This is a genomic window from Sphingomonas koreensis (genome assembly GCF_002797435.1).
GTDB classification, from domain to species: domain Bacteria; phylum Pseudomonadota; class Alphaproteobacteria; order Sphingomonadales; family Sphingomonadaceae; genus Sphingomonas; species Sphingomonas koreensis.
Genome location: NZ_PGEN01000001.1, coordinates 417,892 through 431,301 on the forward strand (window position 1 = coordinate 417,892; position 13,410 = coordinate 431,301).

Annotated in this window: 12 protein-coding genes; 5 read left to right on the top strand and 7 right to left on the bottom strand. The window is 64.4% G+C overall.

The window, feature by feature from the left end:
- Positions 1-2 precede the first annotated feature (2 nt).
- Together BDW16_RS22000 and BDW16_RS02160 are read right to left on the bottom strand one after the other, a co-directional pair.
- The gene (locus BDW16_RS22000; RefSeq protein WP_338325266.1) at positions 3-449 is read right to left on the bottom strand and encodes a metal-sensitive transcriptional regulator; all 447 of its coding nucleotides are present in this window, start codon (positions 447-449) and stop codon (positions 3-5) included.
- A 171-nt stretch (positions 450-620) separates the two neighbouring features.
- Positions 621-2,039, bottom strand: a complete 1,419-nt coding sequence (locus BDW16_RS02160; RefSeq protein ID WP_066577117.1) for an MFS transporter — start codon at positions 2,037-2,039, stop codon at positions 621-623.
- A gap of 286 nt (positions 2,040-2,325) precedes the next feature.
- On the opposite strand from BDW16_RS02160, the gene BDW16_RS02165 reads away from it, so the two are divergent.
- The 3 genes from BDW16_RS02165 to BDW16_RS02175 are packed head-to-tail and all read left to right on the top strand — an operon-like array spanning position 2,326 to position 8,119.
- Positions 2,326-3,492, top strand: a complete 1,167-nt coding sequence (locus BDW16_RS02165) for an efflux RND transporter periplasmic adaptor subunit (protein ID WP_066577124.1) — start codon at positions 2,326-2,328, stop codon at positions 3,490-3,492.
- Positions 3,489-6,668 (top strand): efflux RND transporter permease subunit, encoded by a 3,180-nt coding sequence (locus BDW16_RS02170; RefSeq protein WP_066577128.1) that lies wholly within the window; start codon positions 3,489-3,491, stop codon positions 6,666-6,668. Before BDW16_RS02165 ends, BDW16_RS02170 begins: the two co-directional genes overlap by 4 nt.
- The gene (locus BDW16_RS02175; protein WP_083954262.1) at positions 6,665-8,119 is read left to right on the top strand and encodes an efflux transporter outer membrane subunit; all 1,455 of its coding nucleotides are present in this window, start codon (positions 6,665-6,667) and stop codon (positions 8,117-8,119) included. Before BDW16_RS02170 ends, BDW16_RS02175 begins: the two co-directional genes overlap by 4 nt.
- Before the next feature lie 1,254 nt (positions 8,120-9,373).
- On the opposite strand, the gene BDW16_RS02190 is transcribed toward BDW16_RS02175, so the two are convergent.
- A complete protein-coding gene (locus BDW16_RS02190) occupies positions 9,374-9,589 on the bottom strand; it encodes a hypothetical protein (protein WP_066577138.1) in 216 nt (71 codons plus the stop codon).
- Between BDW16_RS02190 and BDW16_RS02195 the strand changes: the two genes are divergently transcribed.
- Entirely contained in the window at positions 9,588-10,145 is a 558-nt protein-coding gene (locus BDW16_RS02195; RefSeq protein ID WP_241230532.1) for an SRPBCC domain-containing protein, read from the top strand. The two genes, BDW16_RS02190 and BDW16_RS02195, sit on opposite strands and share 2 nt — an antisense overlap.
- Positions 10,146-10,553: 408 nt before the next feature.
- Positions 10,554-11,297: a helix-turn-helix transcriptional regulator gene (locus tag BDW16_RS02200; protein ID WP_066577140.1), complete on the top strand. Its 744-nt coding sequence runs from the start codon at positions 10,554-10,556 to the stop codon at positions 11,295-11,297.
- A 288-nt stretch (positions 11,298-11,585) separates the two neighbouring features.
- Here BDW16_RS02200 and BDW16_RS21220 read toward each other — a convergent pair whose 3' ends face one another.
- From BDW16_RS21220 to BDW16_RS02220, 4 genes are all read right to left on the bottom strand, one after another.
- Positions 11,586-11,888 (bottom strand): hypothetical protein, encoded by a 303-nt coding sequence (locus BDW16_RS21220; RefSeq protein ID WP_157081395.1) that lies wholly within the window; start codon positions 11,886-11,888, stop codon positions 11,586-11,588.
- A 141-nt stretch (positions 11,889-12,029) separates the two neighbouring features.
- On the bottom strand, positions 12,030-12,602 hold the full coding sequence (locus BDW16_RS02210; RefSeq protein ID WP_066577142.1) for an RNA polymerase sigma factor: 573 nt from the start codon (positions 12,600-12,602) through the stop codon (positions 12,030-12,032).
- Positions 12,599-13,036, bottom strand: coding sequence for a periplasmic heavy metal sensor (locus BDW16_RS02215; RefSeq protein WP_066577146.1), 438 nt, complete (start codon positions 13,034-13,036; stop codon positions 12,599-12,601). The genes BDW16_RS02210 and BDW16_RS02215 overlap by 4 nt, the downstream gene beginning before the upstream one ends.
- 3 nt (positions 13,037-13,039) lie before the next feature.
- On the bottom strand, positions 13,040-13,336 hold the full coding sequence (locus tag BDW16_RS02220; RefSeq protein WP_066577153.1) for a hypothetical protein: 297 nt from the start codon (positions 13,334-13,336) through the stop codon (positions 13,040-13,042).
- Between the last annotated feature and the right edge of the window lie 74 nt (positions 13,337-13,410).

Consider the following 13,410-nt stretch of genomic DNA (forward strand, 5'->3'; position numbering starts at 1 on the left):
TTCTAGAGTTTTGCTTTCGCGAAAACCTCGATCAGTTCGTTGAATTTGGCGCGCTGGAGATCGGCGTTGCCGGAAATGATCGCTTCTTCCACGCAAGAAGCTGCATGCGATCTCAGCACCTGGTTCTCGACCTTCGCAAGCGCGGCTTTCGCGGCGTGAATCTGGTGGAGGATATCGATGCAGTATCGTTCCTCTTCCACCATCTGCCCGATACCGCGAACCTGACCCGCAATCCGGTTGAGCGACACGAGGATCGAGTTGGAATTCTCAGCACACATATAGATACCCCTGCCCTGTAGGGGTATCAATGTTTCAGGTGACGATTGGTTGCCGCAGAGCTGATGACATTTGCGAGCATAATATGGGCGGCGGTGCGCCCGCGGGCCGACGCCCCGTCCGATGTCGCGATCCCGCCGTGCCTGACGCGCGATCGGAGCCCAGACACTCATCAGCGTGACGAGGATGGCACCGAGTCAGAAGCGCTCGTACAGCGAGGGAACTGAAGCCTCATGCTTGCGGACGCAGCGCACCGGTGAACCCGGCACGGCAGGCTTCCGACAACATGCGACATGATGTCTCCCCCCTGGCCAGCGGAGGCATAGCCTCCGCTGGCATGCGGTTTAGCCCACCGGCACATCCTTTTGCTGACCGGCCGATCCGACGAACACCAGCGCGGCGAATGCGGCGATGCCGGCGGCGACACCGGCTCCCAGGAATGCAGCTTGGAACCCCGCAAGCATGGCCTCGGTGGTCTGTTCGGTGCCACGGTCGGCATGCGCGCTCGAGAGCGCAACCATGATGGCGAGACCTATCGCGGAGCCGATCTGATAGGTCGTATTGATCAAGCCTGAAGCCAAGCCGGTTTCTGCAGGTTTGGCGCCGGCCATGCCCGTCATCGTCGTCGGAATATACGCCAGCGCCATGCCGAGGGCGGCGAGGAGCGAGGCCGGCAAAACATTCGCCACGAAGGAGCCGTCGAGCGGCAGGTTGGAGAACATCAGAAGTGCGACACTCATCAAGACCAGTCCCAACACAAGGTTGGGTTTGATGCCGAACCGTCCGATCAGCTTGCCCGAAAGACCCACCATCACGATCATGATGGTCACGGTCATAGGCAGGAGTGCCAGGCCGCTGGCAAGCGCCGAGAGCCCGAGGACTTGCTGGAGATAGAGGTTGAGGAAGAACCAAAGCGGGATCCAGGAGGCGCCAAGGAGCGCCATCACAAAATTGCCGGCCGCCAGGTTTGGCGCCTTGAAGATGTCGAGAGGAAGAAGCGGCTCGCGTCGCACGAACTGAGCGATCAGAAAGACGACGAACAGAGCCAAGGAAATTCCCAGCATCGTCAGCATCTGCGAGGAACCAAGCCCGGCCGTTTCGATGGTGACGATGGCATAGACAAGAACGACAAGCGCGCCCGTCACGCTGATCGCTCCAAACCAGTCCACTGCGCCGGTGCTGCGCGACGACGTGGGGAGTATGGCCGGAACCAGTGCCAGCACGAGCAGACCGAGCGGCACGTTGATCAGGAAGGTCCAGGGCCATGTCATCCATTCGGTAATGACGCCGCCCAGAAACACGCCGGCTGAGCCGCCCGCCGCGGCGGCAGCGCCCCAGAAGCCGAAAGCCTTGCCGAGTTCGGCGCCATCATGTCCGAAAAGACGCATGAGGATCGTCAGGGCGGATGGCGCGATCAGCGCGGCACCCACGCCCTGCAAAGCCCGACCGGCAAGCAGCATTTCCTGGTCTTGCGCCAGCCCTGCCAGCAGCGAAGCCATGGTAAGTATGCCAAATCCGATCGCGAAAATTCGGCGCGCGCCGATCAAGTCACCCAACCGTCCGCCGAGAAGCAGCAGGCCGCCAAAGGCGATGACATAGGCATTGAAGATCCAGCTCAGCCCGCTGGCGCTGAAGCCGAGGTCTGCCTGCATGGCGGGCAAGGCCACGCCGATAATAGATGTATCGAGGATCACGATGAATTGAGCAGCGCAAAGTAACGCAAGAGCGGCCCATCTCTTCGGATCGGGTATGAAGTCCTGCATTGGAATTCCCCAAGATCAGTTTCCCGCTTGTCGCGATTGCCAGGGGCTGTCGGGCTTACAACGCTGGCACGGTCAAGAGAGAAAGCCACGTTTTCTGGCTCGATCGACCTGCCGGCATGTCAGCTGAGTGGGAATTCGAAGACGCTCACCCCTGCTGCGCCCCCGCCGCAATCAGAACTCTCAAGATCTGAACAAACCGCTTGACCCTCCAACGATGGAAACCCGCACCCCCCGATGATGAGCTCGCAATCCATGCGGATCGGCGGGTACGGATTCGGAGATTGAGATGCGAAAATCGAGAGTCGCCGCGGCGCTGGGCGCGATATTGGCGACGGGGTTGGCGATATTCTGGATGCGCGGGCCCGCAAGCGAGGAACAGGCTACCGCGCCAGCACCGCCCATGGTCCTCGCGGCGCCGGTCGTCGTGCAGGACCATATACCGCGCGCGACCTATACCGGTCGCTTGACCGCGGTCGAGACGGTCGATCTGAAACCGCGTGTCTCGGGCTACATCACCGATGTAACTGTTCCCGAGGGGCAGATGGTCCGGCGCGGGCAGATCCTCTTTCGCCTCGATTCCGTTCCCTTCGCGGCGCGGCACGCCGCAGCACGCGCGGCGACGCGCGAAGCCGAAGCGCGGCTGGGTCTCGCCCAGGCCGAGGATGTGCGCGCCCGCCGGCTCGTCGCCGAGGGTGTCGCCGCGCGCGAGCGTTCGGATGTGACGACTGCCACCTTGCGCGAACGCGAAGCGCAGGTGGCGTCGGCGCGGGCGGCCGAACGGCTGGCGGCGCTCGACCTTCGCTATGCCGGCGTCGAAGCGCCTATCGCCGGTCGGGTCGGCCAGATCCTCGTCACCCGAGGCAATCTGGTCGCCGGCGGCGAGGCTGCGACGCCGCTGACGACCATCGTCTCGGTCGATCCGCTCCATGTCGAGTTCGATGTCGACGAAGCGACCTATCTTCGTTCGCTCGCAGATCGCCGGAGTCAGAGCGCCGAGACCAGGGTCGGCGTCCGTCTGGAAGATGGCAGCACGCGATCGGCACGCCTCGACTTCATCGGCAACCGTCTCGACCGCGCTACGGGAACGATCCGCGCGCGCGCGATCTTGCCCAACCCGGGTGGCCGTCTGGCGCCGGGGCTGTTCGCCCAGGTCGATGTCGCGACCGCCAACATACGGCCCGCCCTCCTCGTCAGCGACCTCGCGATCGGCATCGAACAGGGACGGCGCTTCGTCCTCGTGATCGGCGCCAAAAACATGACCGAATATCGGCCGGTCACCCTCGGCCCGGTGGTTGGCGGGCTGCGCGTCATCGAGACGGGCTTGCGGCCCGGCGACCGCGTCGTCGTCAAAGGGCTCGCCGGCCCTGGTATGGCGGTCAAGCCCAGGATCGTGCCCATGCCGCGCGGCAATGGCGTCCAGAAAAATAGCGTCCAGCCGGAGGCGGCACGATGAACTTTCCCCGTTTCTTCATCGATCGGCCGATCTTCGCGATCGTGCTGTCGGTGCTCCTGCTGATCGCAGGATTGCTCGCGCTCCTCCGCCTGCCGCTCAGCGAATATCCGGCGGTGGCACCGCCGACGGTGACCGTTGTCGCCGCCTATCCCGGTGCGTCGCCCGAGGTCATCGCCGAAACCGTTGCGAGCCCGATCGAGCAGGCGGTTAACGGCGTCGAGGGTATGCTCTATATGTCGAGCCAGGCCGCGACCGATGGCCGGATGACGCTCACGGTCACTTTCGCGCAAGGCACCGATCCCGACATCGCGCAGGTTCAGGTCCAGAATCGCGTATCGCGCGCGCTTCCGCGCTTGCCCGAGACGGTGCAGCGGCTTGGAGTCACCACGCAAAAGGTGGCCCCCGACGCACTGATGGTGGTGCACCTCCTCTCGCCATCGAAGCGCTATGACCCCCTTTTCATCTCCAACTATGCGCTGCTTCAGGTCCGCGACGAAATCGCGCGCATCCCCGGCATCGCCGATGTGGTCGTCTGGGGCGCCGGTGAATATTCGATGCGAGTCTGGCTAGACCCGGCGCGGATCGCCTCGCGCGGCCTGACCGCGAGCGATATCGTCGCCGCGATCCGCGCGCAGAATGTCGAAGTCGCCGCGGGCAGCGTCGGGCGCCAGCCAAACCCCGCCGCCGCGCAGCAGGTCGCGCTCGACGTCAAAGGCCGGCTTGCGACCGAGGAAGAGTTCGCCGCGATCGTCGTCAAGACCGGCGCCGATGGCCAGCTCACGCGCCTGGGTGAGGTTGCCCGGATCGAGATGGGCGCCAATGACTATGCGCTGCGCTCGCTGCTCGACGGCGAACCCGCGATCGCGTTGCAGATATTGCAGAGCCCCGGCGCCAACGCGCTCGACACGGCGGCGGAGGTACGGGCGACGATGGACCGGCTCTCGGGCCAGTTTCCCGACGGGCTGGAGCATCGCATTGCCTATGATCCGACGATCTTTGTCGAGGCTTCGATCGAAAGCGTGATCGTTACGCTGATCGAGGCGACCTTGCTTGTCGTCCTCGTCGTGATCCTTTTTCTCCAGACCTGGCGCGCATCGATCATTCCGCTCGTCGCGGTGCCCGTCTCGCTGGTCGGGACATTGGCGGTCATGTATTTGTTCGGCTTTTCGCTGAACACCCTGTCGCTGTTCGGGCTGGTGCTTTCGATCGGCATCGTCGTCGATGACGCGATCGTCGTGGTCGAAAATGTCGAGCGCCATATCGGCCTGGGCGAATCTCCGCGCGAAGCCGCACGCAAGGCGATGGCGGAGGTCACCGGCCCGATCATCGCGATCACCTCGGTCCTCGCCGCAGTCTTTATTCCGACCGCGTTTCTGGGCGGGTTGCAGGGCGAATTCTATCGCCAGTTCGCGCTCACCGTCGCCATCTCGACCATTTTGTCGGCCGTCAATTCGCTGACGCTGTCGCCCGCACTCGCCGCAGTGCTCCTCCAGCGTCACGACGCGCCGCGCGACGGCCTTCAGCGCGGAATCGACAAGGGTTTTGGCTGGCTGTTCCGGCCCTTTAATCGCGCCTTCGATCGCGGCTCGCTCGCCTATGTCGGCGGCGTCCAGCGCGTCATCCGGCGCGGCGCGGTGGCGGGGCTGACCTATGCCGGACTCCTCGGCCTGACCTGGTTCGCCTTTGATAAGTTGCCCGCTGGTTTCGTGCCCGCACAGGACAAATATTATCTCGTCGGCATCGTGCAGTTGCCGAACGGCGCGTCGCTGGACCGCACGCAGGCGGTTGCCGAGCAAGTCTCGAAAATCGCGCTGGCCGAGCCCGGCGTCGAAAGCGTCGTGGCGTTTCCAGGCCTGTCGATCAACGGCTTCGTCAACGTGCCCAACGCCGCCGTCATGTTCGTGATGCTCGATCCCTTTTCCGAACGCACGTCGCCGGACATGGCGGCGGGGGCGATCGCCGGGCGGCTGCAAGGCAAATATGCGGCAGTCCCCGACGGGTTCGTCGGCGTGTTCCCGCCACCGCCGGTTCCCGGCCTGGGCGCGACGGGCGGGTTCAAGATGCAGATCGAGGACCGCTCGGGCGCGGGCTATGAAGCACTCGCCGCGGCGAGCGCGAAGGTGATGGCCGCCGCCGCCAAGGAACCTGCGCTCGCCGGACTGATGACCAGCTACAATGTCGCCTCGCCCGAACTTTCGGTCGATGTCGACCGGACCAAGGCGGCGGCACAGGGCGTCGCCATGACCGACGTGTTCGACACGATGCAGGTCTATCTCGGTTCGCTCTATGTCAACGACTTCAACCGCTTCGGCCGAACCTATCAAGTCTATGCGCAGGCCGAAGCCGACGCACGGGCACAGCCCGATGCGGTCGGCCGGCTTCAGGTCCGCAACGCGCAGGGCAACATGGTTCCGCTTGCGACGCTGGTGACGACCGCGCCCGGCGCGGGTCCGGATCGCATCATCCACTATAACGGTTTTCCATCGGCCGATATCAGCGGCGGCCCCGCGCCGGGCTTCAGCTCGGGGCAGGCGGTCGCGGCGATGGAACGGATCGCACGCGCCGAACTGCCCGAGGGCATGACCTTCGAGTGGACCGACCTGACCTTCCAGGAAAAGACCGCGGGCAATGCCGCCCTCTACATCTTCCCGCTCGCCGTGCTTCTCGCCTTTCTGATCCTTGCCGCGCAATATAACAGCTGGACGCTGCCGCTCGCGGTCCTGCTCATCGTGCCCATGTGTCTCTTGAGCGCGCTTGTCGGCGTCTGGCTGACCGGCGGCGACATCAATATCTTCACGCAGATCGCCTTTGTGGTGCTGGTGGGGCTGGCCGCGAAAAATGCGATCCTGATCGTCGAGTTCGCGCGCGCGCAGGAGGATGACGGTCTCGATCCGCTCGCCGCGGCGCTCGAAGCCTGCCGGTTGAGGCTGCGTCCGATCTTGATGACGTCGATCGCCTTCATTGCAGGCGCAGTTCCGCTCGCGATAGCCACGGGGGCGGGCGCCGAAATGCGGCAGGCCATGGGCATTGCAGTGTTCGCCGGCATGCTCGGGGTGACGCTCTTCGGCCTCTTCCTGACCCCGCTCTTCTATGTCGTGATCCGCAAGGCCGTGTTGCGGCGCGAGGCGCGGCGCCTTTCACATCCGGACGCCAAGCCGCAGGAATTGACCCAATGACATTGATCGCCAAACTTTCGCCTGCCGTCCTGCTCCTCGGCCTCGCCGGGTGCGCCACCGCCGGTTCCAACTATGTCCCACCGCTGGCCGAAGCACCCCGTGCCTATGCCACGATACCGGTGGGCGTGAGAGACGCCGCTGTCGAGACCGCCTGGTGGAAACTGTTCGACGACCCGGCGCTCGATGGCCTGATCGCCGCGGCGCTAGCGGCCAACCTCGACGCGCGGCTCGCCGTCGCGCGGCTCGAGGAGGCGCGCGCACTCGCCGGTGTCTCGCGCGCGGAGAGACTTCCCAGCGGCGGCATCGGTGGTGGCTATCAGCGTCGCCGTCTGGCCGATGCCGAGCGTTCGGGCGGCCAGCCGCGCGAGGGCGATGCCCTGCGCCTCGGCGCGGAGGCGTCGTGGGAGGTCGACCTGTTCGGTCGCGTCCGCCGTGGGGTCGAGGCGGCCGAGGCCGAGGTCGGTGGCGCTGAAGCACTGCTGCGCTCTGCGCGCGCCGCGGTTACGGCGGACGTCGCCAGCCATTATTTCCAGTTGCGAGGAAGCGAGGCCGCGCTCGCGGTCGCGCGCCGCCAGATCGAAACCCAGCGGCGCTCGCTCGACGTCACGCGCAAGCTGGAACGCGCCGGCGGAGGCGCACGCTTTGACGTTGTCCGTGCCGAGGCCGCGCTCGCTGCAGTCGAGGCGACGCTGTCCGGGATCGAGCAGCGCATCAGCACCGCGCGTCACGCCCTTGCCGTGCTGCTCGGCCAGACACCGCAAAGCTTCGCCGGCCCCGCCGCGACAACAACCAGCCTCCCGCAGATCGCGCAAATTGCCGTCGGCGCCCCGGCCGACCTGTTGCGGCGACGCCCCGATATCGCCGCCGCCGAGCGCGCGCTCGCCGCCGCCACCGCACGGCGCGGCGTGGCCGAGGCCGATCTGTTCCCCACGGTGCGCCTGTCCGGCTTCATCGGGCTCCTCGCCGGCGGGTTTGAATCGCTGTTCACTGGCGGCGCGCTCGCATTCTCGGGCGGCCCCAGCCTCGATTGGGGGGTGTTCGATATGCCGCGTCTGCGCGCGCAGGTCCGCGTCGCGGACGCGCGCACCGATGCGGCGCTGATCGATTACCACCGGACCGTCCTGAATGCGCTTCGCGATGCCGAAGACGCCCTGGTCGCCTATGGCGCGATCCGAACCAGCCTTGCGATGCGGGACCAGCAGGTCGGCGCCAGCCGCGAGGCAGTGCGGATGGCGTCGGTTCGCTTCCGCGAAGGCGAGGGCCAATATCTGGACGTTCTCGCCGCCGAACGCAGCCTGTACGAAGCCGAAGCAACGCTGGTCGAGGCGCGCGCGGCGCATCTCCTCTCGGTGATCGAAATCCACCGCGCGCTCGGTGGCGGCTGGGAGGTTTGCGAAAGCCCGGACCGCGTGCTTTGCGCCGGCAATATTTCTCAAGCGCCTGGCGGATAATGCGCGGGCATGCGTGAATGGGTAGGACCTGCCACTTTCTTCGTGGCTGGATGACTGATGAATAACACCGAAACCCAATTCTATCCCCGCCCGCGAACAGCCGAGCCGGCGCGTCGTCTCCGAACGGCAAAACCTCGCCCTGCCCGCTGATCGCCGTCGGTGCGGCGAACCCGAGATCGCCTTTCCGCCGACGACATCTTCGGAATGCCGGCCTAGGTCCCTTTGTCATTTCTTGAATGAGGAAGGGGCGGCCCCTTTGGGGCCGCCCCTGGCTATGCCCGCTCTGGCGGCCCCACTTCTCGCAGGGCGCCGTCGGCTATGCGCTGGTAGTGCTCCGCGAGCATCTGATGCGTTCGCCGCGCGCATAGATCGTTCGTTGCTTCTGCCATAGCGCGCTCCTGGCGGGCGCGATCTGCATAGTATTCGGCATCTTGCCGGGGCATTTTCTCCCTCCATTTGAGCATCCCCGCTCAAAGGGTTTTTTGGGTCCGGCAAGCGGATGTTTCAAGTGGAAGCGCGACGCCTTTCAACCCGCTTCGCGCGCTCGGCCAAACGGATCCATCGATTTGCGGCGCTCGCATGAATTCGGGCTCGCATGGGAAGCTCCGCGAGTTCGGCCAACCGCATTTGATCGCGGGCTTGCTCGATACAAAACGCGACTTCCGATTGAGTGGCGTCGCGGTCTGCGGTTTCAGACAAGGCTGCTACTCCTCTACCCCTCCGGGCTGTCATCATCGCCCATTTCCCCGTCGTGGGCGCTGACCTAAATTAGCTTCACCCGCAACCCAGTGGAAAATCCAGAGCAAGGCGAGATCGCTCCGACGCTCTCCACCCAACTGCGACTGTGTGGCGCGAGAAGGCAGACCCAAGAGCGGATAGACGAGTGCCGATCATTTGTTGCTTCACAGCAGAAAGGCTCGGCGCCCTGGCCGAGCCTTTCCGGCATGTCCTCGAGGCGCAGTTATACAGCGTTAGCGTCCTCGCCTGCAAGCTGCCTATGAAGTCCGGGGCCTTGATCAGTCGGCGGGTCGAGTTCCGTGGCCGCCACCGGCTTTCGAATTTGGTCGAGGGGGATGAAGTCCCAGCCATCGAACAGCATCGCGACGGGCTTCTCGCCGCGCGACTCGTTGTACGCTCGCATACTAGCCTCCCTTTGAGGCGGTCTACGCTATCCCCGACACGTTCCGACAAAAGGTCGGACGCGACGAGGTGACCGCCCGGGCCGCTAAACGATAATTGGACGTGAGGGTTGCATCAAAGGCGATCCGAGGCATCATTGATCGCCTCGGCCCTCGACCCTCGACCGGCGGCGCGGGCGCTGGAAGAGACGCCCCTTCCGGCGAACGTGTCGCCGAAGAACTCGTGAGGTGTTGGATCCATGGTCGGCACGAGCGTCCACGTCAGGTCGCGCTTGCCGCCGATATAGCCGGTGAGAGGCGCGACGGGGCGCACATCAAACAGCGTGGACATGCTGAAAACGCTCGCGAGGCGCCGGTATCAGCCGCGCAATCATCTCCGCTGCATCACGCTTGGCCCGTGCCGCCCTCACGGCTACCAGCTTCTCGCCATGGTCAAAGAGATTCATTCCGCTTCGCGGGTCATCGTCGCTACCCCCAGAGCCATTTTCCGGGCCCATTTGGATCCGGAGGTTCTGGTCAAGTGGCGCGCGCCCGCAGGCACGGAAGTGCGCATCGCCGATTTTCTAGCAAAGACGGGCGGTGGCTACCGGATGGAACTGCGCTATCCCGACGACGACAGTGCCGCAAAATCGACCACCGACAGGGATATCGTACGCGTGCGCTTCGTCGAACTGGTGCCCGACGAACTGATCGTCGAAGCAGCCGAGTTTAAGAGCGTCGATCCAGACTATGCGGGTGTCATCACCATCACAACCCAGCTATCGCTCGTGACGGGCGGCACTAAGGTCAGTGTGACCGCGAGTGTGGTGCCGCGAGGGATCTGCGAAAAAGACCATCGCGAAGGCATTGAATCGAGCCTCAAGAATCTCGCGCTGCTGGTGGAATAGCCGTCCCAATGTGGGGAGAGGTCGCTGCTACCGCCCGAGCAGTCCACAGTGCCCGCCCTTCGCCATTTTCCGAGCTTCGCGCACCAAGCGTCGTATGCGCGAGCGCAGCGAGCCGACGCCGCGCGCCAGTCCACGGGATGCGTTCGGTCCCGAACAGCCATGCTGCCGATGTCGCGCTGCGACGCGACCGCGCTCAACCATGGACACTGAGGACGTCAATCGATCGCTCGACGTTGCAAACAGGATATTGCCCGGAATCGGCAAAAGGCTATGATCGCATATCGTTCCACCATCCCGACCTTGCGCATACGAGAATTCGCCTGTGGGTCCGGATGAGCAGGAAAGGACGGTCGCGAGGGCAACGGTGGCTTGAGACGCTGCCTCCGATCGATATGCCGCATGAGAGACATGCGTGCGGAGATCGAGTGGTTCCTCAACGCCATCGCGTTGGTTGGCGACTTCACCATGCTCGCGACGCTTCTCGGCGAGATGACCGAGCGGCTTGGCTTTACGTATTTCGCCCTCACCCATCACACTGATATTCTCGATGCGCCCGACGCAATGATCCGGCTGCACAATTACCCGGAAGCCTGGGTGGATCATTTCGACCGGCACCGTCTCGGTCTTTCGGACCCGGTTCATCGTGCGAGCCATCGCACGAATGCCGGCTTTCCCTGGAATCGCGTTTCCGACCTGATCGAGATGACGCCCGGGGATCACCGGCACATTGACATGGCCCGTGCGCACGGACTGGTCGACGGCTTCACCGTCCCTTCCAACATCGTCGGCGAAGCCACGGGATCCTGCTCATTCGCGATCGGTCGCGACCGCACCCTCCCCGTCGATACGCTGCAATGGGCCCAGCTTGTCGGTATCGCCTCCTTCGAGGGCGCGCGCCGGATCTGGCTCGCCGGCAACCGACCGCCCGGACCACGGCCGCGTCTGACCGATCGCCAGCGCGACTGCCTCATCTGGGCGGCGCGCGGCAAGACCGCGTGGGAGATCTCGCGCATCCTCGGGATCAGTGAAGAGACGGTTGTGCGCCATCTCAAACACGCCCGGGATCGCTATGGGGTCGAGAAGCAGACATCCTTGCTGATCCGCGCCCTGTTCGATGGAATAATTTGCTTCGGCGACATTTTCCGGCGTTGATATTCCCATTTATGGGAAGGGCTTGATCGTGTTTCGGTCGCCCGCCTTCCCTGCACACGCAGGAGGAGTTTCCGCGATGCTATCTGGTCGAGCCTAAGTGCGCGGACGCAAGACGATGTGCTGGGCGTTCGCAGCGCGAAAGCAGGTCTTTATCCACCCGCTTCGCTCGGACCTGCCCGCGCTCGAGGGCCGTCATGAGATCGACCAGCTCGACGATGAGCACGCCATTTATCTGGTCGTGACCCACATGGCGTCGGGCCTTTCGCGTCGGCCCGGCTGCCGCCAACGTCAGCGCCGCATATCCTTGCCCATCTCTATCCGACGCTCTGCAGTGGCCAGGTTCCGCGCGGGACGGATATCTACGCAATCACGCGGTTCTGCCTCGATCGCCATATCGAAGACTTCCTCGGCTCGCGGATAATCGGAGGGAGAACGCTGGGTGCGCTCGCCATCCGGATCGATCGGGGCACGCCGGCGCTGCTGGCGAAAGCAGGTGTCGGCACCGGGTGCTCGAAGGCCGCGGAGCCGTGTCATACCCAATGAAAATGCGGTGCGGGCCGAACTGCCGGGTGACGAGACATGCTTGAGCATGTGCCGAAGCCTTTAGCCGCCGCGCGGCCTGGACATACGCCTCGGCCACCCGGCCGTGCGGAGGGCCATGACGGAAGCGACAGGTCTGCGTTTCCGCCTTCGTTGCAAGCCCGCCGGCCCGCGCCAAAACCGCGAAAGGGATCAGCATTCATCCAGGATCGCGGCGAGCTTCTTTCGTGCGCGGTAAAGCCGCGATTCCACGGCCTTTTCGCTGATCGACAGAATGGTCGCGACCTCTCCGTGCGAAAGTCCCTGGACGGCGGAAAGCAGGAGCGGTTCCTTCATATTGGAGGAGAGCGTCGCGATTGCGGCCCATAGGCGCTGAGCCTCCTCGCGGCCTGACAAGTCGCGGTGTTGGCCGGGCGCAGGATCCGCGATCGATTCGGCTATCCGCTCGGACATCGGCACCGCGAACGAGAAGAATTTCCGGACCGCCCGGCGCCGGTTCCAGTCGCGGCATTTGTTGATCGCGATGCGCGTCAGCCAGCCGCGCAGGGATTTGTCCTCCTCGAACTGATCGAGCGCGCGATAGGCGGCGGCGAAACATTCCTGCGTCTGGTCGAACGCCTCATCGGCATCGCCGACATAGCCGATCACGAGGCGGTAAATCGCGTCGCGGTAGCGCCGCATGATTTCGGTATAAGCCATGTCGTACCCGGTCCGGCTGAGCGCGATCAGCTCTCCGTCGGAGCAGGCGCGAAGGTCGGGCCTCATTTCTGCTCTGTGGTGAGTGCTCGTACGACCACTTGGTCGAACTTCGCCGCCTGATCGGGCCGCAAGACCCGCCGCATGGCGAAGATGTGCGCGAGCGTCTCCTTCTGCAGATCGCCCATGACCTGGTGCGATCGATCGACGGCGGCCGCGACTCTCGGACCATTGGCGTGCTCGGTTGCGATCGCCTCCGCGAGCCGCCTGTTGCTGGCACGCAGTTCGGCACCGAACGCCTCGCGGCGCAGCGCAAATTCACGTTCGATCGCCGCGAGGCGCCCTTCCTGCGCGGCGTCAAGATCGAGCTGGGCATGGAGCAGATTATGGAGTTCGCTCTCCCGGGCCCCGGTCGGTCCGAGCCAAGCGCGGTTGATGAAGATCCCGGCAAACGCCGCAAGAAACGCTAGCACGAAAATGATAAGACTACGACGCAGGCCCATGGGTTACTCGGCAAGGAGCGTCGACGGGGCAAGCGGCATCTCGAGGCTGAACGGGGTTATCACCCTTTCCTCGACCGGTTTGCCGATGCCGGCCCTGCCGAACCGCTCCAGATCAGCGCTCGCCATGCCAATGACGAGGGCCATCACCACAGCAATGGCGCCGGTGCTCCTGAACCCGGCATTGGGGCGGGTTCGCCCCTGGGCCGCAAACGCCGCCATCCATTCGGCCTCGCTTTCCGCGAGCCTTGGATCGGAGATCTCGGGCGAAAGCCGCGAGATCTTGTCGTCTATCGTTTCCATATTTCGAACAACGCCCTTCCCCCTTCCAATACGCATGGCGGCGGCCCTGCCCTCGGGAGATCCTTGCAGAACAT